Origin of the sequence: Paenibacillus sp. MAHUQ-63 (genome assembly GCF_028765165.1) — a bacterium.
Taxonomy (GTDB): domain Bacteria; phylum Bacillota; class Bacilli; order Paenibacillales; family NBRC-103111; genus Paenibacillus_E.
The window spans coordinates 735,759-756,738 of the sequence record NZ_JARADB010000002.1 but is presented as its reverse complement, the minus strand read 5'-3'; the positions used below and the strand labels follow the sequence as shown (position 1 = coordinate 756,738).

Below are 20,980 nucleotides of genomic sequence, written 5' to 3'. Positions count from 1 at the left end.
TTGGTCCTGTTCCAGCGAACAAGTCCAACCCTGCTATTTCCTTAGGAAACAAACGACTTTAATTGATGCTGTTTGGATATTAGTTCGTTCAAATCGATCTTCATTTGCAGGGCATCCCGCATGCCCTCGGCATGCTCGTTCAGCAGCTGCAGCATCTGATTTTTCTGGATTTGCAGCCATGCATCCAACTGATCGGCATAAGCTCTCTCAAGCTCGGATGTTTGCCCTTCAATGAAATGCGCGACAGGCGCGGTCATCCGATTTTCCAAATCGGCCCGGAGCTTGCTTTTGCCATCCCCTTCGAAAAATTGCTTGGCGTTCTTGAAATGGCTTTGCAGCACTTTCGGTGATACGTCCGGCGCTTCCAGCTTCGCGCTGATTTCCGGCGTAGCAAATTGGTTAGGCTCATAATTACCGCCTTCAAAGCCTTCCATAATCTGGCGCAGCTGATCTTCCCAACGCTTGACGCGGGAGCTGGCGATCCCGTTCATCCGATTTTCCACTCGAAGCGTCGTAGCCAGCACTTCCTGGGAGAGATCGTAGCCGATCATGCGCAGCAATTCGTTCCAGGCCGATTGGAGCGCCTGTTTCCCGTCTCTCGCTTCTTCCCGGAAGGTGGAAGGGTTGAAGGCGTAATTGTATAGCTCGCCGAACCGGAACATCGTACGCTGCTTCACATAATACAGAAGCTCTTGAATCTCTTTCTTCAATTCCTTCAGCTCCGCCTCGAATTGCGAGCCGTTCAGCAGCGCCGCGCCGTCCTGCTCGGCTTGATTCAGCGTGAGCAGCTGCTGCTTGCGCTGTTCTTCGCCGGACTGAGCGCTCTCGAGCCACTGCTGCATCGTCGCAATAGCCCGATTCAGCTCCAGATTAGCTGCGTGTATCGCAACATCGCTTAGCTCGTTAAACGTAAATTGCACGAAATCTTGCTCGAACGGGCGAATGCCGGAGCCTTCCACAAGCGCTTCATCGCCTTTAATTTTGCCTTCCGCCGCCAAATAGCTGGAGATCGGATAAATCCGCGGGTTGCGAATGCCGTGCTGAAGCAGATTCGTCTCCACATGCGTAACGACCCCTTCCAGCTCTTCCGGGCTGGCTGCCAAATCTGCGGCGTTGACGATGAAGAACATTTTATCCATCTCGAAGCTGTCTTTCACTCGGCCGAGCTGCAGCAGGAATTCGCGGTCCGCTTGCGAGAAGGCGTGGTTGTAATAGGTCACGAACAGAATTGCGTCCGCATTCTTGATATAATTGAACGCTACGCCGGTATGTCGGGCGTTAATGGAATCGGCCCCCGGCGTATCGACGAAGATGATGCCTTGTTCCGTCAATGGATTGGAATAATATAATTCGATAAATTCAACAAAACAAGACTTGGATTCGTCCGCAACGTAGCTGGGAAACTCTTCTTTCGTAATTTTCAGCTCCGTGCCCAGATGCTGCTCTGCCAGCTGCCAGCCTTTCTCTACCGCCTTCAGGAACGAATAATGCGGTTTCCCTTTGGCGGTAACATCGGAAGGCGACAGTGAACCGATCCGTTTCAATGCTGACGGCATATCGCTCGCTTGGACACCGAGAATGTCCAGGGAATACAGGACGTCCTGCATAATGGCGTCAGCCTTCTTCATCTTCACCTTGGCCGTGCCGTGCGGCCAGCCTTCCTGCGGCGGCATAATTTTGTTGATCGCCGCCGTCGTCGGGTTCGGCGAGACCGGCAGCACCCGTTCGCCGATGAGCGCATTGGCGAACGACGATTTGCCGGCACTGAACGCGCCGAACAGCGCAATCGTGAACGTCCGCTGGCGCAGACGTTCCGATTTGTCGCGCATCGCTCGCGCGATCGACCGCATCGACGGCAGCCCGTCGATGATCTGTGAGGCCGCCAGCAGGTCGGCGGCCTTGCGCTCCATGCGCCCTACGTGTTCACCTGAGGTGAACGCGGCGGGCGCGGACGGCGCTGCCTCCGCAGGGACAGCTGCCGCAGGCGCGGCCGCAGTAGCCTGAGCTGCGGCCTGCAAAATCTTATCCATGGAGGTCACATGCAGCCCGCTTAGCTGGGCGGCCTGCTCCTCCATGGGGATGTACAGCTGCGCGTCCGGCAGTGCCGGCGCAGCCGGTTTCGCCCAGCTGGCCATGCTCAGCAGCCGGGCCGTTGCCGCCGTCTCGGACGCTTCGAGGCGGCGCAGCTCTCGGGCAGCCCCGAGGCGGCTGCCCAGCGCTTCCAGCTCGGCCGCGAGCGCGGCGAGCGCCGGAGCGCTGTGCTCGCGTACCGCGGCCGCGAGCGCGTCGATGACCGCGAAGGCCGCCCGGCGGTACTGCTGCTTCACATCGGAGGCGACCTGCTTCATGTAGTTGAGCGTATACTCCCCGCCGAACGTCGCCCCCGGATTCACTTGCGCTGCAAGCCACTGTGCGGTGACCTCCACGCGCAGCGCTTCGATCTGCGCCATCAGCCCCGGATCATGCTGCCCGTTGCTCTGAGCCGCTTTCTTCAGCGAATCGCGCAGATGCCAATCGAGCTGCGCTTCCACCTGCTCGGCGAAATCCGCCTGAAACGCATTCAGCCGTTTCTCCGTCTCCAGTGCGGTCTGCGCCGCTCTGGAGAAGAAGCCTACCTTGAACCCCGGCTTGCGGCTCTCCAAATAGGCGTGAGCCTGATCCCGGGTCAAGGCCGGCGTAATGTTGGCATTCTCGATGATCGTGCCAACTTCCTTGCGCAGCTGTGCCGTCAACGCTTCCGGCAGTCCCTTTAAAGCCGCCAGCTCCTCTTCTTTCCTTGCGGCGAGCGCTTCGGTCTCCTGCACATCGCCTTCCTGGCTGATCTGCTCCATGAGCTCCGCTTTGAGCGGCTCGTGCTGTTCAGCCAGCCATTTGCCGTGCTCGGCAGCCAAGTAACGCGCGGACGCGTCGATGCTGAATGCGCGCAGCTCGTCACCGCGTTCGATCAGCCGCTTCAGGAGCCATTGCAGCTTCCCATACTCGTTATGAGGATGGTTCGGCTCTTTCATCGTCACGAAGAGCAGGCCGTCCGGCTCGATGCCCCAGTTCAGGAAAGCTTGCTTCGTTCCCTCTTGATATTGCGTGAAAGGAAGCTCCCACTCCTTATGCTTGTCGATCATATTCACGACAAGATAGAGCGGCTTGCCCCACTCCTTCATTTTCTTCGTGAAAGCCAGATTTACTTCGGATTGCACATGGTTGTAATCCATCACATAGAACACAACATCCGCGAGATGCAAGGCGGACTCGGTTGATTTGTGATGGGCGTCATCCGTAGAGTCGATGCCCGGCGTATCCAGCAGCGCCGTATTGTCTCCGAGAAGTGCAATCGGATACGTAATCTCCACCGTCTCGATGTCCGTCCCGTTGACACAGTACGCTTCCAATTCGTCAAGCGGAATCGTGTTCGTTGTGCCTTGCAGACTGGCATGGCGATGCGTAACATGTGCCGCCGGCGATCCGTTCCGGATGCTCACGATATTCGCGCTTGTCGGAATCGGGCTCGAAGGCAGCAGCGCATGCCCGCAAAGCTGATTGATTAAAGTTGATTTCCCCGCGGAGAAATGGCCGCAGAAGGCGATATTCATTCGCCCTGACGCCAGCTTCACGAGCAGCTGCCCGAGCTTGCTCGCGTTATCCAGATCCCCCGCCGTTTGTAAACTCCCCTGCATGTTGCTGATCGCATCCGGCATGACCGAGATGCTTGTATCGATGGCTTGCCTCATTCGTCCGTTCCGCTCCTTATATTTACCGGTCTTTACACAGTATGATGATACAGAAAAAAATCTCCCAGAGGGAGATTTAATTTTAGGACATTACCACTTTTTCTTTTTCCGGCAAGAAAATCTCGAAAACATCGCGGTGCTGCAGGATGGTGATGTCCGAATCTTTCACTTTCATGACAACAACCTCAGTTTTCGTTTTCATTTTGTCTATGTAATTCTGAGGAACTTCACCAGATTCACTGACAGTTACACCTTCAATCACTTTCTCCTCATTATCAGCGAGCGGTGTATTAATGACTTGTTCAAAAATATCGGAAAATAATTCAAAGCTATTGGTATATACGGCGATGCATTTCATTTAAATCCCATCCTTTGTCTGCATATCATTTGTTTGTAATAGTTTTCCTAGTCGAACTTGGTTTCATACGTTTCTTACCCTCGCGGCATTTGTCCAAGAGCGGACAAATGTGACACTGCGGGTTCTGTGCTTTGCAATGGTATCGGCCAAAAAAGATGAGACAATGATGTGTCTGCGTCCATTCCTCGCGGGGAATCTTCTTCATCAGCTTCTTCTCAACCTCGAGAACCGAATCGTCGAGGCCGACTAAGCCGAGGCGTTTGGATACTCGCTCAACGTGCGTGTCGACGGCAATGGCCGGAACTCCGAAGGCGTTCGATACGACGACATTGGCCGTTTTGCGGCCTACACCTGGAAGCTCGACCAGCTGCTCATGCTTCTCGGGAATCTCGCCGCCGAACTTGTCCAGCAGCAGCTGACACAATTTCTGAATATTGCTCGCCTTATTCCGAAATAGTCCAATTCGCCGAATATCTTGCTCCAATTCCTCAAGAGGAACGGCCAAGTAATCTTCGGGACGCTTATATTTCTGAAATAAATCCACGGTCACCTTATTGACGGTTTCATCCGTGCATTGCGCGGATAGCAGTACGGCAATCGTCAATTCGAACGGATTGCTGTGATGCAGCTCGCAATGTGCATCCGGAAATAGTTCTCCAATCGTATCCAAAATATGCCTTACTAACTTCTGCGTCATATCATTGCTTCCTTAAGGTCGTAATATTCTTCAGTTTAGCGAATTGTGACGGTAGAATCAATGCTTGTAAGCGTCAAAATGCGAACATTTTCTAAAAAATTGCCATATTTATTTTAAAAATTATAAAAAAACCGCCTGCAGCGGGAGGTGAAAGCTCTCCTACCATACAGACGGTACGTGCAAACGATTTGTTCAAACTTATTTTTCAATTTCTACAATTTTGTTATCCAAGACATAAACCATAACTTGATCGCCGGATACGAATGAAGCTGGAACCACAGTCTCCGATCCTTTATGGTAATAAGCTCTTGGGAACAAGCTGTACGATGTTTTGTCGCCGGCAGCCGTCGATTTGAGATACATGAGGTTGACGACCGAGCTGTAATTGTCAATTTCCCGCTTGGCAGCGGAAGCCACTTGAATAAGCACCTTGTCGTTCACATCTTTCAATACCTGTACGCGGTCTCCGACTTTAATGGAGGCGAAGCTCCAGTCCGCACCGTTCAATTTAACGCCGTAATTGCTTCCCGCATTAATGACTTGACTCTTGCCTGTGAAATCCTGAACGGTAAGCGATGCGCTTGCCGCGTTCACAGCCGTTACCTTGCCGATGACCGGCGTCGCGATCTCCGCTTTCACGACAGTCGCACCTTTGAACGATAGCTTCACATAGTCATCCAATGCAAAATCGTTGATCGTGCCTGCGCTTTGATCCGGTTTCAAGATCGATACGCCGTCCAAGGAGACGACATACTGCGCATTCGAGCCATCGGTTACTGTAATTTGCTTGGAGTTCACATTCGTCAAAATCGTTTTGTACAAAGCGGTCTTGCTTGTAGTAATTTTGGTTACGATCGTCTGGTCGAAGCTCAGTTGAAGGGAGATGTTATCTCCGACTTTCAAGTCGCTAAGCGTGCTGTTCGACTTATTCGCCAGTTCGACGGTAGGCGCGTACTGCAGTTTAAACGTCAAGCTTTGACCGCTGTCCGTTTTCAACGTAATATCGTTGGTTTGTAGATTTAATTGGGTCAGCTGCCCGTCCAATTGCGACGACATTTTAATTTGAGTTACGTTGTCTTTGGAAACGAGCAGGTCGACATACTTCCCGGCCGTGAACGTGGTGGCGAAGTTAGCGAACGGCAGCTGCATGCCTGCATAAGAGATAGAAACCGTATCTTTCAAAATATAAGCGTGAGGCTTGCCTGAATTATCGAATACCGTTAATAATTTCGATGTCGTGTTATAGCTGTCAATTTTGGCAAAGTATAAATTATCAATAGACCGGTTAGTAACTGTAATCACCGAAACTGTATTGTTCAGAACGTCCAGCTTCAACTGGTCGCCGGGAGCGATATCGTAAATGCTTGCCGTCGCCAAGCCGTTGATGCGAACCTGTACGTTATCGGCCAAAGCGTAAGACGCCAGAGGCGTGCCGGTTGTCTTCGAAATCGTCAAGTACGTTTTGTCCGTACTCAAATCTTTGAGCGTTCCTTCCACGCTGACACCGACATCCGCCTGCTTCTTGACGGCGATTTTCACGACTTCGCTGTTCTTGACCGTATACTCGACAATATCGCCGACGTGCAGCGAATTCAAATCGACCAAGCTGTTATCTGTCGATGTGACGATAATGCTGGAGGAGAAGCTGTAAGATTCCGTTTGCCCCGTTTCCGTTTCGAGCAGGGTCATTTGCGCAGCATCCTTGTTCAACGTTTGGATCGCGCCGTTTCCGGTTTTGTTCACCGGTACCTGCTTTACGATAAGGGACGTATATTTATCCGTTTTGACGATTTTGCTCTTGCGCAGTTGAACCGTACTGCCCGTAACGATATCCCCGAGGCTGAGGCCACGGCCTTCCGCATTCGTCACGGCTGCGTCCGATGCCAAATCGTAGGTCTCGAAGTCGTCTAACGTCACTTTCATCGTGCCCAGATTTAACTTCAGCACCTTCCCTTCACGGATGTCCAACTGCAGCTCGTCTTTCACAATTTCCGCGTAATACACGACGCCGTTCACTTCAATGACGGACACTTCGTACGTTTCTTCGAACGTTTTGGGATCGATAGCTGTATCATTTTTGTTCCCGTAGAAAACGGCATTCGGAGAAAGCTTGTATGTACTTGTATTCCCCTCTTTGTCCATGAGCCCGATCGTCCCGCTCGTAAGGCTTGTCAAATACCCTTTCTTCGCGTGGTTCGGCAATTGCGCCAATTCCTTCTGAGAGCGGCTCAGGAACGCTGCCATCTGAGCGCGGGTAACCGCCCCTTTCGGCTGGAACGAACCGTCTTCGAATCCGTCGACGATTGTCAACGCAACAGCAGCATTGACATAACCGAGGGAATTCGGACTAATCGAATTGTTGTCATTGAAAGCTGTAGGCGTCTGGGAAAGGCTTTGGGCGAATGCGCCTTTGCCAATTGCACGTATGACGACTTCCGCTACCCACTCACGGGTTGCTTTGCGCTGGCCCCATTTCTCTTTGGACTTGTCGTCTTGGCTTCTTTCTTTCTCTTCTTCATTGGTAATCAATCCGTTCTGAAGAGCTACAGCAACATAATTGCGTGCGTAGTTGTCGACAAGCATGAAATCAGGGAAAACGGTCGTGGAAGTCATCGCATTGACATCATCCTGCAACCCCATCATTCGGACAGCCATGATCAGGACATCCTGCTGCGAGACGGAGTTCTCCGCCCGGTACGCGCCATCCTCGTAGCCTTCAATGATCCCTTCCAACGCCAGTTTGGAAATATGGCGAATCCCCCAGTAATCCGACTTCACATCCGGGAAAGAAAGCTTCACATTGTTAGACGACGTTGCTGAGTTTGTGTTTGTGCTTGTGTTTGTCGTCGTCTCCGCTGCCCAAGCTGCAGGCGTGCCTGCCAAACTGGTAACAATTAATGAACTTACAATTGCGCTTGCCAATTTCTTGTTTCTCATCTTCGGTCTTGACTCCTCTGCTCTTCCATTTAATTAGGCCGTTTGATTGGATAAGGAAGCTCCAGATGCCCCATTAAGCTATCCACTTGCTTGCCATCCTTCAATACGAACAAAGCTTTTACTTCCGGGAACTGGAATACGGTTTTCTTCAGCGCTTGGAGAAACATTTCTTCACCAGGCGCACCCAATTGCGTCTTGGGACCGAAAGCAAGATCCAGCTTCAATTCCCCTTTGGCATGATCAAAAGCCACGCTGGTGAATTTCAAATCTTCGAATAACGAAACCGCCTTCGGGTCGTCGCTCTTCTTCAATGCATTCAAGGCTGTCTGGTACACGTCCGCTTCTTTCTTGTACGTGATCGTAACTTCTTTCTCTACCAGCTTCATTTCTTCTTGATCGCTAAAGTAGACTTTCACCTTTTTCTGTAAGGTAGGCACCGGTGTAGGGGTCGGCGCTGCGGACGGCGTGGCGCTTGGCAGCACGGTTACCGCGGGAGACGCCGATGGCTGTGTACCCGATCCGTTCACCAGCTGCTGCTTCTGACCGCAAGCGGTTATAGACAAGGTAAGGGCACCTATGATAAGAGCCCCTTGGATAATGCGTCTCGATTGGTTCATGTCATTCACTCCTTCGCGTTTTGCTTAGCAAAACTAGCATCGCAAGCAATAATAGAGTTCTCGCCTCACTTATTTGAGGCTCAAATATTCTTTGATGGCAGCAACGAGAGCTGAGGCTAACTTGTCCTGGAACGCATCCTTGTACATCGCGGTTTCATCGTTCTTGTTAGACAAATACCCCACTTCCAGCAGGACAGCTGGCATGGTCGTTTTCGTGATGACTCTAAAATCAGCTTCGCGCACTTTGCGGTCGGGGAATCCTGTTGCCGCAACGGCATGTTTGTGAATGATATTGGCGAAATTCAAGCTTTCCGGCCTGTTGTAATACGTCTCCGTACCCGACACGGTAGCTTTGGCACTGTTTCCGTGAATGGACAGGAATAGATCGGATTGAATGTCATTGGCGAATGAAACCCGGTCATCGAGCGGAATGAACGTATCGTCTGAACGAGTCATCAGAACGTTGAGTCGCTTGTCCTGTGAAAGAAGCTGCCCTACTTTCTTCGCCGTAGACAGGGTAAAATCCTTCTCGTGCTTGCCGGTTATAGACAATGCACCCGGATCGTTGTCACCGTGACCTGCGTCAATAACAACCGTCAGGATATGTTCGGCGATGGTCGCCTTCCATTGATTCGGCAGCTTGGAAGTCTGCACTTTAAAGTCCGCAGAACCTTTGGTATCCAGAATAACTCTTACCGTTGCCGGATTATCGTTGAAATTGGAGAAACGAATCTTATCGACGAGCGGATGGTTCGACGGGAGCTCGCCGGCATTCTTCACAAGAAGCTTCTTAAGCGGCTCGTCCAACGTCGTATTCGGGAAATCGAAGACGATGCGGTTCGGATTGCTCAGCTTCATTGTCTTCGGCGTGAGCGTTCCATCTTTGGCAATCACCGTAATGTCTTTGTCCGTCAGCACGATGGAAGTCAATAAATGAACGTTCGGATCCGGCACTTCGGTCCCCGTACCGGCACCTGTACCTGTAACTGTACCTGATCCTGCACCCGTATTCGAACCACTATTAGAACCTGAGCCGGTTCCAGTACCAGGTTTAGGTGTTGCCGTCGGCGTTACCGGCGTTTGGCCATCCGATACATCGACTGGGCCTGTGACCGGTTGGGAGTCGATATCGTCTTTCTTGAACATCTTAACGGATGAAGTGGATGCGTCCCATGTAAATTCAATACCCATCTGCTCGCCAATGAAACGAAGCGGCAGCATCGTATTGCCTTTATCGATGATCGGTGGAACTTCCATGGTCTCCTTTTTCCCGTTAATCAGCGCAGTTTTGCTGTCAATAACCAGTTGGATATGGGTATCGTCCTTCACAATCGTTACTTTGCGTGCGGATTCATCCCATGCAACCTTCGCACCGATCTCTTCTACGATAATTCGGACCGGGACGATCGTATTCCCATTCACGATTCGCGGTTGAACCTCCGCGGAGACCAGCTTCTTTTCATTCATATACAGCTTTATTGCATTAGACGCTTCAGCACCCATCGCGGTTGCAGGCACAAGCATGGAAACGAGCAGCAACAAACAAAATGCAGGAAATTTCATCATTCACCTCTATGTAATGTCGGAATTTAAAGTCTTAATCATCTGGCACACTTATCCGTCTCTCAAAAACTGGCAGCAAAAGTCTATTATTTCAATTTGTTCACTCTACCCGACAGCATGACCCCCGTTCATTCGACAATCTAGTAAACTATTAGACGCTTGAAACTGCCAAAAGTTGCATAAAAAACAGAATAAAAAAAAGACGCAACCAATGGAATCCCATTGATATGCGTCTTCGACCGGTGCTTATTTGTAGGCCAAACGTTTTGCGTGCACTTGTTCGTAAGCTGTGATTTTGTCTTCATGCTGAAGCGTCAAACCGATATCATCCAAGCCTTGCAGCAAAAACTGGCGGCGGTGCTCATCGATATTGAAAGCAATTTCCAGACCGTGGTCGTCTGTCAATTTGTTATTCTCAAGATCGACATGCAGCTTATAGCCTTCATATTTCGCTGTACGGTTGAACAAATCGTCCACTTGCTCTTCGGACAGCTTGATCGGCAGGATACCGTTCTTGAAGCAGTTATTATAGAAAATATCCGCATAAGAAGGTGCGATGATCACGCGGAATCCGAAATCCTGAATCGCCCAAGGAGCATGCTCACGGGAGGAGCCGCAGCCGAAATTAGCTCGGGAGAGCAGGACGGAGGCGCCTTGATATCGATCCTGGTTGAGCGGGAAGCTCTCGATCACGTTGCCCGCTTCGTCCCATCTCCACTCGAAGAACAGGAATTGACCGAAACCGGAACGCTCGATTCTTTTCAGAAATTGTTTAGGAATAATGGCATCTGTATCTACATTGACACGATCCACAGGGCCAACGAGGCCTGTATGTTGTTTGAAAGCTTCCATATTTGCATTCTCCTTAATCAGCCGAAATTAAGCTTGTTGGTATTCTTTGATTTCCCAATCACGAACGTCGTAGAAGTGACCTTTGATCGCTGCAGCTGCTGCCATCGCCGGGGAAACGAGATGCGTGCGTCCTCCGCGGCCTTGACGTCCTTCGAAGTTACGGTTGGAAGTCGATGCGCAGCGTTGGCCGGGCTTAAGCACGTCCGGGTTCATCGCCAGACACATACTGCAGCCTGCATCACGCCATTCGAATCCTGCCTCTGTGAAGATTTTGTCCAAGCCTTCCTTCTCGGCTTGAATTTTCACGCGGCCCGAGCCCGGTACAACGATAGCCGTAACAGACGGATCTACGCTGTAGCCTTGCGCGATTTTCGCTGCGGCACGAAGATCTTCAATACGTCCGTTCGTACAGGAACCGATGAACACATAATCCACTTTCAATTCGGTCATAGGAGTTCCTGGCGTTAAATCCATATATTCAAGCGCTTTTTCAGCAGCTTTGCGTTCATTTTCGGTTTCGAAGCTTTGCGGATCCGGCACAAGCGCATTAACGTTCGTTCCCATGCCCGGGCTGGTTCCCCAAGTAACTTGTGGAATCAATGTATCCGCATCGAATTCAACAACCCAGTCATACGTTGCGCCTTCGTCCGTTACGTATTTGGACCATTCCGCTACGGCTGCATCGAAGTCAGCGCCCTGAGGCACATACTCGCGACCGCGCAGGTAGTTGAAAGTCGTTTCGTCCGGAGCGATCAAGCCGGCTCTGGCGCCGCCCTCGATGGACATGTTGCAAACCGTCATGCGCTCTTCCATGGAAAGACCGCGGATTGCTTCGCCTGTATATTCAATAACATAACCCGTTGCGAAATCCGTACCGTATTTCGCAATGACGCCAAGGATCAAGTCCTTCGCCGTAACGCCCGGCTTCAGCGAGCCGTTGATGCGCACTTCCAGCGTCTTCGCTTTGGATTGCTGCAGCGTTTGCGTCGCAAGCACGTGCTCAACCTCACTTGTACCGATACCGAAAGCAAGAGCGCCGAATGCACCGTGCGTCGATGTGTGGCTGTCGCCGCAGACGATCGTTTTGCCCGGATGCGTCAGGCCGAGTTCAGGACCCATAACGTGCACGACACCTTGGTCGATGCTGTCCAGATCGAACAGCGTAACGCCGAAGTCGCGGCAGTTTTGGGAAAGCGTGTCAATTTGTTGTTTGGAAATCGGATCCGTAATGTTGAAACGGTCCTTCGTCGGAACGTTATGATCCATCGTTGCGTATGTCAAATCAGGTCTGCGGACTTTGCGGCCGGATAAACGAAGTCCTTCGAACGCTTGCGGCGAAGTTACTTCATGCACCAGTTGCAAGTCGATATAGATGATGCTAGGTTTGCCTTCTTCCTGGTTAATTACGTGATTGTCCCAGATTTTCTCGAACATTGTCTTTTTACTCATATCCAGTCACCTCTTGTCATGATCCCGCTCATATTGTTAATGTCTTACCCTCATAACGTAGTTTAGCACGGATATCGTAATTGCTCCAAGATATAATAACTATAAGCTTGATAGACTTCTCCTATAACAATGTGAAAAGAAATGATTGACAATACATTTGATAATGATTATCATTCTCCTTGGCTGGAGTCGCATTACCATCATCTCTGGCACAGAGCAGATACATCGTATTTAGGAGGGTTTATTTGTGCGAAATTTTGTCAAACCATTTACTGTAACGGCTTCATTAATGATGATTTTCCTTACTGCAGCCTGCGGTAACGCTTCAACCCATACGTCCGGCAATTCTGCAGCCAGCCCGGCTTCAAGCGCTGCGGCTTCCGTTCAGCCGTCGGCCGCTCCCGCCGCAGATGCTGTCAAAACGATCAAGCACGATCTCGGGACAACGGAAATTAAAGGAACTCCTAAACGCATCGTAACGTTGGAGTGGTCCTATGCGGAAGATCTGCTCGCCGTCGGCATTCAACCTGTCGGCAATGCGGATAACAAAGGATATGGAAATTGGGTGAACGTCAAGCCTGCGCTGGACGCTTCCGTCGTCGATGTCGGTACGCGCCAGGAACCGAATCTGGAGACGATCACGGGTCTTAAACCGGATCTGATCATTACAAGCACGCTGCGCTCCAGCAAAAATTATGATGCGCTTAGCAAAATCGCTCCGACGATCGCCTTCAATTCCTACCCTGCCGAAGGCAAAGGCGACCAGTACTCGGAGATGGAGAACGCATTCAAAACGATTGCCGATGTCGTTGGCAAAAAAGCGGAAGGCGACAAGGTGCTTGCCGACCTTCAGAAAACCTACGCCGACACCAAAGCCAAGCTGGCCGCTGCGAAGAAGGACGGCGCGGAGATTGCCTTGACTCAAGCGTTCAGCAACCAGAACAACGCCGATCTGCGCATGTTCACGGACAACTCGATGGCGATTCAGATTTTGCAGCGCATCGGTCTCAAGAACGTATTCAAATCCACTAAATTCGAACTGTACGGCTACCAGACAGCCTCTGTAGAAGCATTGCCTGCCGTGCAGAACGCCAGCTTCTTCTACATCGTGCAGGACAATGACAATGTCTTTGAGAAGCAGCTGAAAGACAATGCCGTTTGGAAAGGCCTTGCTTTCGTCAAAGACAATAAAACGTACAAACTGCCAGGCAACACTTGGACGTTCGGCGTTCCGCTGTCCGCCAAAGTATTCGCTGAACTGACCGCTAACGCCTTAACGAAATGAGCCGACTCGTTGTAAGTTCTAAACCGAAACCGCAACATCAATGGAAAGCCCCCCTCGTATTCGGAGGAGGCCTTCTGGCACTGCTGGCCGTTCTGTTTCTGAACATTACGCAAGGCGAAGCGAACATCACCGTTCACACCGTTGTGAGCGCGCTGCTCGATCCGCAGGATACCCCCGACCATCATATGGTTCGGGGGCTTCGCTTGCCACGCGCCGTGATCGGCCTGCTGGCCGGCGCCTCGCTAGCCGTGGCGGGTGCGCTGCTGCAGACGGTCACCCGCAATCCGTTGGCTTCCGCCTCAACCCTCGGGCTGAATGCCGGCGCCTACTTCATCATCGTGTTGGCAGCGGTTTATTTCCCCGGCATCAAGTCGGATCACTCGCTCATCCTGGCGCTCATCGGCGCCTGCGGTGCGGCGGTTATGGCTTATTTCATGTCAGGCGGGCGCCAGAGCACCCCGCTGCGCATGGCGCTCGCCGGAATGATCGTCACACTCGTCTTGTCCGCCTTCACAAGCGGTCTGCAAATCATGTATGAAAATGAAACGAACGGTTTATACATGTGGGGTTCCGGCGCGTTAGCCCAGAACGATTGGCTCGGCGTGCGCTATGCGCTCCCATGGGTGCTTATAGGGCTGATCGTCGCCGCCTTGTTCAACCAGAAGCTGGATATGCTGGAGCTGAGCGAAGATACGGCGGTCTCCCTGGGCGAGAAGGTGAACGTGATCCGGTTCGTAGCGCTGGCCGCGGCGATCCTGCTGGCCGGCGTTACGGTCAGCGTCGTAGGTCCGATCGGCTTCGTCGGGCTCATTGCCCCGCACTTGATCCGGCTGATCGGCTTGCGGAGGCACCGGTTCCTGCTTCCGGGCAGCGCGATCTGGGGCGCGGTCGTCCTGATCGGCGCGGATACGATTGCCAAAATGTTCCGCAGCACATTAGGCGAGCTGCCCGCCGGGTCCGTAACCGCGGTGCTGGGAGCTCCATGGCTCATTTGGCTCGCCGTTCGCGGCTCCAGAATGAAGTCTTCCGCCGACGGCGGCTCGACCATGGGGGTCGGCTATCTCGGCACCAAGGTGCCTTATGGCCTCTTAGTAACGCTTACCACAGCCGCTCTATTCATCCTCATTCTGTGCGGACTTTCCGCCGGGGCGCTAAGCTTCCCGATCACCGACGTGCTCGCCGTATTGACCGGCAGCGGATCCGAAATGGCCGCGAATGTCATTCTTAATCTGCGTTTGCCTCGCGTTCTCGTAGCGGCGCTGGCCGGTGCTTCACTCGCCATAGCGGGCTCCATGATGCAAGGGGCCGTCCGCAACCCGCTCGCCGACCCATCCGTTGTCGGCGTCACGACAGGCGCCGGCATGGGCGCTCTGCTCGTACTGACGATTTGGCCGTCCGCCTCAGGAGCGTGGGTGCCCGTCGGGGCGATGGCCGGGGCCTTATTATCGGCAGGCAGCGTATATGCGCTCGCCTGGAAGAAAGGGCTTAATCCCGTCGTCCTTATTCTGGTCGGGATTGCCGTCTCAGCGCTGGGATCGGCCGTGATCCAATTCCTGATCATTCAATCCAAGCTTGGCGCTGCGCCTGCGCTCACATGGCTGGCCGGCAGCACGTATGCCAGAGGCTGGGGCGACTTCGCGCAGCTGAGCATCGCGATGGCCGTCGGACTGCCCCTTGCCTGGCTGCTCGGCCGCCGCGTCGATCTGCTCGCTTTCGGCGACCTCGTGTCGCTCGGCTTAGGCTTGCAGCTGCAGCGGACGCGCCTGATCGCCGCCGGCATCGGCGTTACCATAGCGGCAATCGCCGTAGCGTCGGTCGGCACCATCTCTTTCATCGGGCTGCTCGCCCCGCACGCCGTGCGCATGATGATGGGACAGCATCATCAGAAGTCCGTCGTCCTATCGGCGGTCATCGGAGCCATCCTGCTGGTGGTCGCGGATATTATCGGGAAAGTCATCGCCATTCCCAAAGAAATTCCATCGGGCATCGTCGTAGCCGTCATCGGCGCTCCGTACCTCCTGTTCCTGATGTACAGGAGTACGGTCAAGCGATAGCCGTTACTTCCAATAGAAGCCGTCCACAGCGTCTGACAACCTGAAGGACGGCCTTTTGGTGCGGATAGGAAATCTGTTATGATATTCCTATCATATCGTCTAGGAGATGTACGAACTTGGAATTACGCCAACTGCAATACGCGATCCAAATCGCAATCGAACGTAACTTTTCGCGGGCCGCGGAGAAGCTTCACATTGCCCAGCCGTCGCTCAGCCAGCAGCTGTCCAAGCTGGAGAAAGAGATCGGCGTTCTGCTGTTTCAGCGCAGTACCAATTCCGTCGAGCTTACGCACGCCGGTTCTTTATTCGTCGAGAAATCGCAGAAAATACTCGACATGGTAGAACAGCTTAAGAAAGAAATGGAAGATATTTCGCAGATGAAGAAAGGGCGTTTGGTTGTCGGCAGCATGCCGATTACCGGATCGACGATTCTGCCTTTCGTCGTGCCCGCTTTCCAAACCGCCTACCCCGAGATCGAAATTTCGCTTGTCGAAGAAACTTCATTCAACCTTGAGACCTTAACGACGAACGGGCAGACCGATATTTCGCTTCTTTCCTTGCCGCTGCGCGAAGACTCGCTCGTCTACGAGACGCTGCTGGAGGAAGAAATCGTGCTTGCCGTCCCTCCCAAGCATCCGCTGACGCAAAGCAAAGAACCGATCCGCATCAAGCAATTGGAGAAAGAATCATTCATCGCGCTGAAGAAAGGCCAAGGCTTCCGCAAGCTGACTTTGGAGCTGTGCCAAAATGCCGGCATCGTCCCGAACATCGTATTTGAATCGAGCAACATGGAGACCGTGCAGTCTCTCGTTGCAGCAGGCATGGGAATCGCATTTGTCCCTTATTTGATCTCGAAACGAAATTATAGCGAGCTGGCCCCCGTACACCTGGCATTAGAAGGCAGACCCGTGCGCACATTAGTCATTGCCTACCGCAAAGGACGCTATCTGTCCAAAGCGGCTGAAGCCTTCGTCACAACGATGAAGGAAGTTATGCGAACGATCGGATAATCCGGGGAGGAAGCCTGTATGAACAAAACACAGCGCTTGATCCAGCTCATGATGGCTGTCAATGAACGCATGGCGTTCACGACGAGAGAGCTCGCTGAGGAGTTCGGTGTCTCGGAACGCACGATGCACCGGGATTTGCAGGAATTGAGCGAAATGGGGATGCCACTCTATACCGAATTCGGTCCTCACGGAGGTTACCGCCTGCTGAAGAAGCGGATGCTCCCTCCGATTCTATTCACGGAGCAGGAAGCGGTGGCGATGTTTTTCGCTTTCCAATCCCTTCAGTTTTATGGAGCGCTGCCCTTCGCAGCGGAATCAGCTTCCGCCTTGAAGAAGTTTTATCACTATTTGCCGACGGATACGCGAGCGAGAATCGATGCGCTGCAGGATCGCGTGTCCTTCTGGACGCCATCCCGGACCCAGAGCTCGCCGTTCCTCGAACAGCTGCTGGAAGCCTCTATCGACGGAGCGGCTCTTCGAATCGCGTATTCCTCTAAGGAAGGAATAACCGAGAGAACAATTCAGCCGATCGGCATCTATTCATCCAATGGCTATTGGTACGTCCCGGCTTTCTGCTTCCAGAAGGACCGCATGCTGCTGTTTCGCGCCGACCGCATCCAGAGCTTGGAGCCCGCCGGAGAGGATCACCCGGCCAAAGACCTCAAGCATCTGACCATCCTCGATTGGCTGACCAACGATCAAGCCGGCCTGCCGGCAGAGCCTCTCAAGCTGCGCGTCTCATTTACACCGGCCGGAGTCCGCGCTTTCGAACGCAGCAATGGCATGGATGGACAGCTTGTGCTTCGGGACGATGGCGGCGGCGAGTTTACGACAACGATGCATCCCGGCAATCTTAAGCACTTCGCGCAATATTTCCTCAGCATGGGGGCCGATGCCAGGGTCGAGGAACCGCCGGAAATGGTCGAGTGGATTCGCGGTCAAATCGCCTCCATGTCGGTCGCTTACGGACCTATGCCGCTTTCTTAATCCTTGACAGCAATTGTCATGGTTATGCTTTAGGATGAAATTGCGAAGGGATCGTTCCTTTCAGCGATGACATGACAGGAGGCAATCATCATGACACATTCAAAGCTGTTGCAAGGTTTCACGGCACTTGTCACCGGTTCCAGCCGAGGTGGCGGAAGAGGCATCGCCCTGGCGCTTGGGGATGCAGGAGCAACCGTTTATGTGACCGGACGCAGTACGCGCGAGCATTCGACAAGACCGGATTTGGGCGGCACCATCGAGGATACGGCTGACGAGGTAACAGCTCGCGGAGGCAAAGGCATTCCCATCCGCTGCGACCATACGGCAGACGAGGATGTCCAGGCTCTCTACGACCGCATTAAGGGGGAAGCAGGCAAGCTCGATCTGGTCGTCAATAATGCCTGGGGCGGCTATGAGGATTACGAGGAAGTCGATTTCTTATTGCCGTTCTGGGAACAGCCGATGAAACGGTGGGACAGGATGTTCAATGCCGGCCTGCGGGCGCAAATGGTCTCAAGCCGGTGCGCGATGTCCGCCTTTTTCCTTGAGCAGCAGCGGGGCCTGATCATAAATACGGGAGTCTACTCCGACATTGGCGGCAACTACCCGGTGAACGTCTTCTACGACACGGTCAAACGCGCCGTCGCGAATATGACTCACGCGATGTCCTTGAACTTACAGGCGAGCGGTCTTCAAGTGACGGCACTCGCGCTTGCCCCCGGATGGATGCGCACGGAAGCCGTATATAAGCATTACGGACTCGAACCCGGCGATCAGAACTTCATGAAGGTCGAGGCTCTGCACCCGACGGAATCCGTCGAATATATCGGCCGCGCCGTCGCTGCGTTAGCCTCTGATCCTCATGTCCACCGGTATGCGGGGAAGCTGCTCGAAGCTGGCGCCCTGGCCGAGCAATACGGCTTCACCGATATCGACGGCAGACGAATCCCTCCGTTCCGTGTGTAAAGCTCCCTTTTTTCATGAACCATTTTTCAAAAAAAAGTTAGACGGTCGGATGCGGCGACTCCAATAAGTCGCCATTATCCGGCCGTCTTTTTCTTTGAACGGCACGTACTTACGGACGGAAATTCCGGGACCGATATTCGCCTTTTTTTCAACAAAAGCACGGCGCATCCTTTAACCCTTTTCGCTCAGCATGCATACAATATAAAAAAAACTTATCATTTCTCTAATTATTATTGATAAAGAGATGTTAAAAGCCTAGGAGGCCGAAGCCATGACATTACTGAAAGCAGTTGAACAGACATTCTGTAAATTGCAGGCACCCGATTTAGAACAATTGGCAGCAGCGCTGCGCTCGCTCGAAACTTCATTTCATGAAATTGCTTCGTACAAAACAGAACCGAATCAACTCCCCTATGGCCGCAATGTCATATACAGAAACGATGATGTGGAAGTGATCGTCATTCATATTCCTGCCTTTTCAGCGACAGCCATTCATAATCACGGTACGTCCGTAGGAGCAGCCTATTTGGCTCAAGGAACAATCGTCAACTCCAAATTCTCCCTGGATTATGCAGGCTACCCGGTCGTACAAGCCGATGACATGATCAAAGCGGGCGAATACTTCACCGCGCCGCCGGATCAGATTCACCAACTGAACAATCCGTTTCACGAGCCGACCGTTTCCCTCCATGTCTATAGTCCGCCTCTGGATGCCGTCAATCGTTACTTGCCCTACAGCGAGGTTCTGGACTATGTCATTTAACATAGAAAACCCCCTGCGAACCGCACTGCTGCGACTCACAGGGGGTTTCTTGCATTAAAATTGCAGCGACTTCTCGATGAAGGCTTTCAGTTCCGCAATCGGCATCCGCGTTTGTTCCATCGTATCGCGGTCGCGAACCGTCACTTGGCCGTCCGTTTCGGATTCGAAGTCATACGTGATGCAGAACGGCGTACCGATCTCATCGTGGCGGCGGTATCTTTTACCGATTGAGCCCGTATCGTCATAATCCACCATGAAATGCTTCGCCAAATCGGCGAATACAGCCTGAGCGCCTTCGTTCAGCTTCTTGGAAAGCGGGAACACGGCAGCTTTGATTGGCGCCAGCGCCGGGTGGAAATGCAGCACCGTACGGCTGTCATCGCCTTCCAGCTGCTGTTCTTCGAAGGCGTCGATCAGCAGTGCCAGCGTCACGCGGTCAGCGCCGAGCGAAGGCTCGATGCAGTACGGTACGTAGCGCTCGTTCGTTTCTTGATCGATATAATTGAAGTCTTCGCCGGAGTGCTCCATATGCTGCTTCAGGTCGAAGTCCGTACGGTCCGCAATGCCCCAGAGCTCGCCCCAGCCGAACGGGAATTTGTACTCGATATCGGTCGTTGCGTTACTGTAGTGGGACAGCTCATCTTCGCTGTGATCGCGAAGACGCAGATTATCGGCTTTGGCGCCAAGCGACAACAACCAGTTATGGCAGAAGCTTCTCCAGTATTCGAACCATTTCATATCTTCACCCGGCTTGCAGAAAAACTCAAGTTCCATCTGCTCGAACTCGCGCGTACGGAACGTGAAGTTACCCGGCGTAATTTCGTTACGGAAGCTTTTACCGATTTGGCCGATACCGAAAGGCAGTTTTTTGCGCATCGTGCGCTGTACGTTTTTGAAGTTGACGAAAATGCCTTGAGCCGTTTCCGGACGCAAGTAAACGACATTGGAGCTCGCTTCGGTTACGCCTTGGAACGTCTTGAACATCAGGTTGAACTGGCGAATATCCGTGAAATCTTTGCTGCCGCAGTCCGGGCATACGATGTTATGCTCAACGATCAGCTTCATCATATCGTCGAACGTCATGCCGTCAACGATGATTTCGATATCTTTCTCGGCCAATTTGTTCTCGATCAGCTTATCGGCGCGGTGGCGGGCTTTACAGTTTTTGCAATCGATCATCGGATCGTTGAAGTTGCCGACATGGCCGGACGCTACCCAGGCTTGCGGGTTCATCAGAATCGCTGCGTCCAAACCGACGTTATACGGGGATTCTTGAATAAATTTCTTCCACCATGCGCGTTTGATGTTGTTCTTCAGCTCTACGCCGAGCGGACCGTAATCCCATGTGTTGGCCAAACCGCCGTAAATCTCGGAGCCTGGGAATACAAAGCCTCTGTGCTTCGCTAACGCTACTACTTGATCCATCGTTACACTCATTGTTCATTCTCTCCTTCAACTTATCTCATATCGAGCGCCTCTCGGATCGGAACGCAAAAAAGGCTCCGCATCCAAAGGCATCTGCATGCCTAGGGACGAGAGCCTTACGCACCCGCGGTTCCACCCTAGTTGATACACCTGAGCAAGCATGTATCCCCTTTATCGAATTGGCTCCGGATTGCCTTTTCCTTGAGCTTCCGTCTGGGCTCTCACCGTCCCCAGCTCGCTGAACAAGAAGTTGTTCAAGTACTATTCATCCCTCACAGCCACAATTGATCAT

Annotated in this window: 15 protein-coding genes; 6 read left to right on the top strand and 9 right to left on the bottom strand. The window is 52.6% G+C overall.

Annotated elements, in window-relative coordinates:
• Positions 1–41: 41 nt before the first annotated feature.
• The 8 genes from PUT07_RS11725 to leuC all read right to left on the bottom strand — a co-directional run bounded on the left by PUT07_RS11725 (position 42) and on the right by leuC (position 12,198).
• On the bottom strand, positions 42–3,725 hold the full coding sequence (locus PUT07_RS11725; protein WP_274468173.1) for a dynamin family protein: 3,684 nt from the start codon (positions 3,723–3,725) through the stop codon (positions 42–44).
• An 82-nt stretch (positions 3,726–3,807) separates the two neighbouring features.
• Complete coding sequence (locus PUT07_RS11720; protein ID WP_167053925.1) at positions 3,808–4,083, bottom strand: NAD/NADP transhydrogenase alpha subunit; 276 nt, start codon at positions 4,081–4,083, stop codon at positions 3,808–3,810.
• A gap of 25 nt (positions 4,084–4,108) precedes the next feature.
• Entirely contained in the window at positions 4,109–4,780 is a 672-nt protein-coding gene (gene nth / locus PUT07_RS11715) for an endonuclease III (protein WP_274468170.1), read from the bottom strand.
• Positions 4,781–4,978: 198 nt separating this feature from the next.
• On the bottom strand, positions 4,979–7,717 hold the full coding sequence (locus tag PUT07_RS11710; protein WP_274468169.1) for an S-layer homology domain-containing protein: 2,739 nt from the start codon (positions 7,715–7,717) through the stop codon (positions 4,979–4,981).
• Positions 7,718–7,746: 29 nt separating this feature from the next.
• Positions 7,747–8,334 (bottom strand): GerMN domain-containing protein, encoded by a 588-nt coding sequence (locus PUT07_RS11705; protein WP_274468168.1) that lies wholly within the window; start codon positions 8,332–8,334, stop codon positions 7,747–7,749.
• A 69-nt stretch (positions 8,335–8,403) separates the two neighbouring features.
• The gene (locus PUT07_RS11700; RefSeq protein WP_274468167.1) at positions 8,404–9,897 is read right to left on the bottom strand and encodes an N-acetylmuramoyl-L-alanine amidase family protein; all 1,494 of its coding nucleotides are present in this window, start codon (positions 9,895–9,897) and stop codon (positions 8,404–8,406) included.
• A 246-nt stretch (positions 9,898–10,143) separates the two neighbouring features.
• Positions 10,144–10,749 (bottom strand): 3-isopropylmalate dehydratase small subunit, encoded by a 606-nt coding sequence (leuD, locus tag PUT07_RS11695; protein WP_274468166.1) that lies wholly within the window; start codon positions 10,747–10,749, stop codon positions 10,144–10,146.
• A 27-nt stretch (positions 10,750–10,776) separates the two neighbouring features.
• On the bottom strand, positions 10,777–12,198 hold the full coding sequence (gene leuC, locus PUT07_RS11690) for a 3-isopropylmalate dehydratase large subunit (RefSeq protein ID WP_274468164.1): 1,422 nt from the start codon (positions 12,196–12,198) through the stop codon (positions 10,777–10,779).
• Positions 12,199–12,445: 247 nt separating this feature from the next.
• On the opposite strand from leuC, the gene PUT07_RS11685 reads away from it, so the two are divergent.
• The 6 genes from PUT07_RS11685 (at position 12,446) to PUT07_RS11660 (ending at position 19,263) form a co-directional block, all read left to right on the top strand.
• A complete protein-coding gene (locus tag PUT07_RS11685; protein WP_274468163.1) occupies positions 12,446–13,483 on the top strand; it encodes an ABC transporter substrate-binding protein in 1,038 nt (345 codons plus the stop codon).
• On the top strand, positions 13,480–15,537 hold the full coding sequence (fhuB, locus tag PUT07_RS11680; RefSeq protein ID WP_274468162.1) for a Fe(3+)-hydroxamate ABC transporter permease FhuB: 2,058 nt from the start codon (positions 13,480–13,482) through the stop codon (positions 15,535–15,537). Before PUT07_RS11685 ends, fhuB begins: the two co-directional genes overlap by 4 nt.
• Positions 15,538–15,653: 116 nt before the next feature.
• Positions 15,654–16,547, top strand: coding sequence for a LysR family transcriptional regulator (locus PUT07_RS11675; RefSeq protein ID WP_274468161.1), 894 nt, complete (start codon positions 15,654–15,656; stop codon positions 16,545–16,547).
• Positions 16,548–16,565: 18 nt separating this feature from the next.
• On the top strand, positions 16,566–17,534 hold the full coding sequence (locus tag PUT07_RS11670; protein ID WP_274468159.1) for a helix-turn-helix transcriptional regulator: 969 nt from the start codon (positions 16,566–16,568) through the stop codon (positions 17,532–17,534).
• Positions 17,535–17,624: 90 nt separating this feature from the next.
• Positions 17,625–18,500 carry an SDR family NAD(P)-dependent oxidoreductase gene (locus PUT07_RS11665; protein WP_274468158.1) on the top strand — a complete coding sequence of 292 codons (876 nt, stop codon included), beginning with the start codon at positions 17,625–17,627 and terminating at the stop codon, positions 18,498–18,500.
• A 271-nt stretch (positions 18,501–18,771) separates the two neighbouring features.
• Positions 18,772–19,263, top strand: a complete 492-nt coding sequence (locus PUT07_RS11660) for a cysteine dioxygenase (RefSeq protein WP_274468157.1) — start codon at positions 18,772–18,774, stop codon at positions 19,261–19,263.
• A 54-nt stretch (positions 19,264–19,317) separates the two neighbouring features.
• On the opposite strand, the gene PUT07_RS11655 is transcribed toward PUT07_RS11660, so the two are convergent.
• Positions 19,318–20,700 carry a glycine--tRNA ligase gene (locus PUT07_RS11655; protein WP_274468156.1) on the bottom strand — a complete coding sequence of 461 codons (1,383 nt, stop codon included), beginning with the start codon at positions 20,698–20,700 and terminating at the stop codon, positions 19,318–19,320.
• Positions 20,701–20,980: the final 280 nt, after the last annotated feature.

Coding starts and splice junctions, on each gene's coding strand:
- PUT07_RS11725 (WP_274468173.1), bottom strand. CDS start 3,725: ATGAGGCAAGCCATCGATACAAGCATCTCGGTCATGCCGGATGCGATC.
- PUT07_RS11720 (WP_167053925.1), bottom strand. CDS start 4,083: ATGAAATGCATCGCCGTATATACCAATAGCTTTGAATTATTTTCCGAT.
- nth (WP_274468170.1), bottom strand. CDS start 4,780: ATGACGCAGAAGTTAGTAAGGCATATTTTGGATACGATTGGAGAACTA.
- PUT07_RS11710 (WP_274468169.1), bottom strand. CDS start 7,717: ATGAGAAACAAGAAATTGGCAAGCGCAATTGTAAGTTCATTAATTGTT.
- PUT07_RS11705 (WP_274468168.1), bottom strand. CDS start 8,334: ATGAACCAATCGAGACGCATTATCCAAGGGGCTCTTATCATAGGTGCC.
- PUT07_RS11700 (WP_274468167.1), bottom strand. CDS start 9,897: ATGAAATTTCCTGCATTTTGTTTGTTGCTGCTCGTTTCCATGCTTGTG.
- leuD (WP_274468166.1), bottom strand. CDS start 10,749: ATGGAAGCTTTCAAACAACATACAGGCCTCGTTGGCCCTGTGGATCGT.
- leuC (WP_274468164.1), bottom strand. CDS start 12,198: ATGAGTAAAAAGACAATGTTCGAGAAAATCTGGGACAATCACGTAATT.
- fhuB (WP_274468162.1), top strand. CDS start 13,480: ATGAGCCGACTCGTTGTAAGTTCTAAACCGAAACCGCAACATCAATGG.
- PUT07_RS11670 (WP_274468159.1), top strand. CDS start 16,566: ATGAACAAAACACAGCGCTTGATCCAGCTCATGATGGCTGTCAATGAA.
- PUT07_RS11665 (WP_274468158.1), top strand. CDS start 17,625: ATGACACATTCAAAGCTGTTGCAAGGTTTCACGGCACTTGTCACCGGT.
- PUT07_RS11660 (WP_274468157.1), top strand. CDS start 18,772: ATGACATTACTGAAAGCAGTTGAACAGACATTCTGTAAATTGCAGGCA.
- PUT07_RS11655 (WP_274468156.1), bottom strand. CDS start 20,700: ATGAGTGTAACGATGGATCAAGTAGTAGCGTTAGCGAAGCACAGAGGC.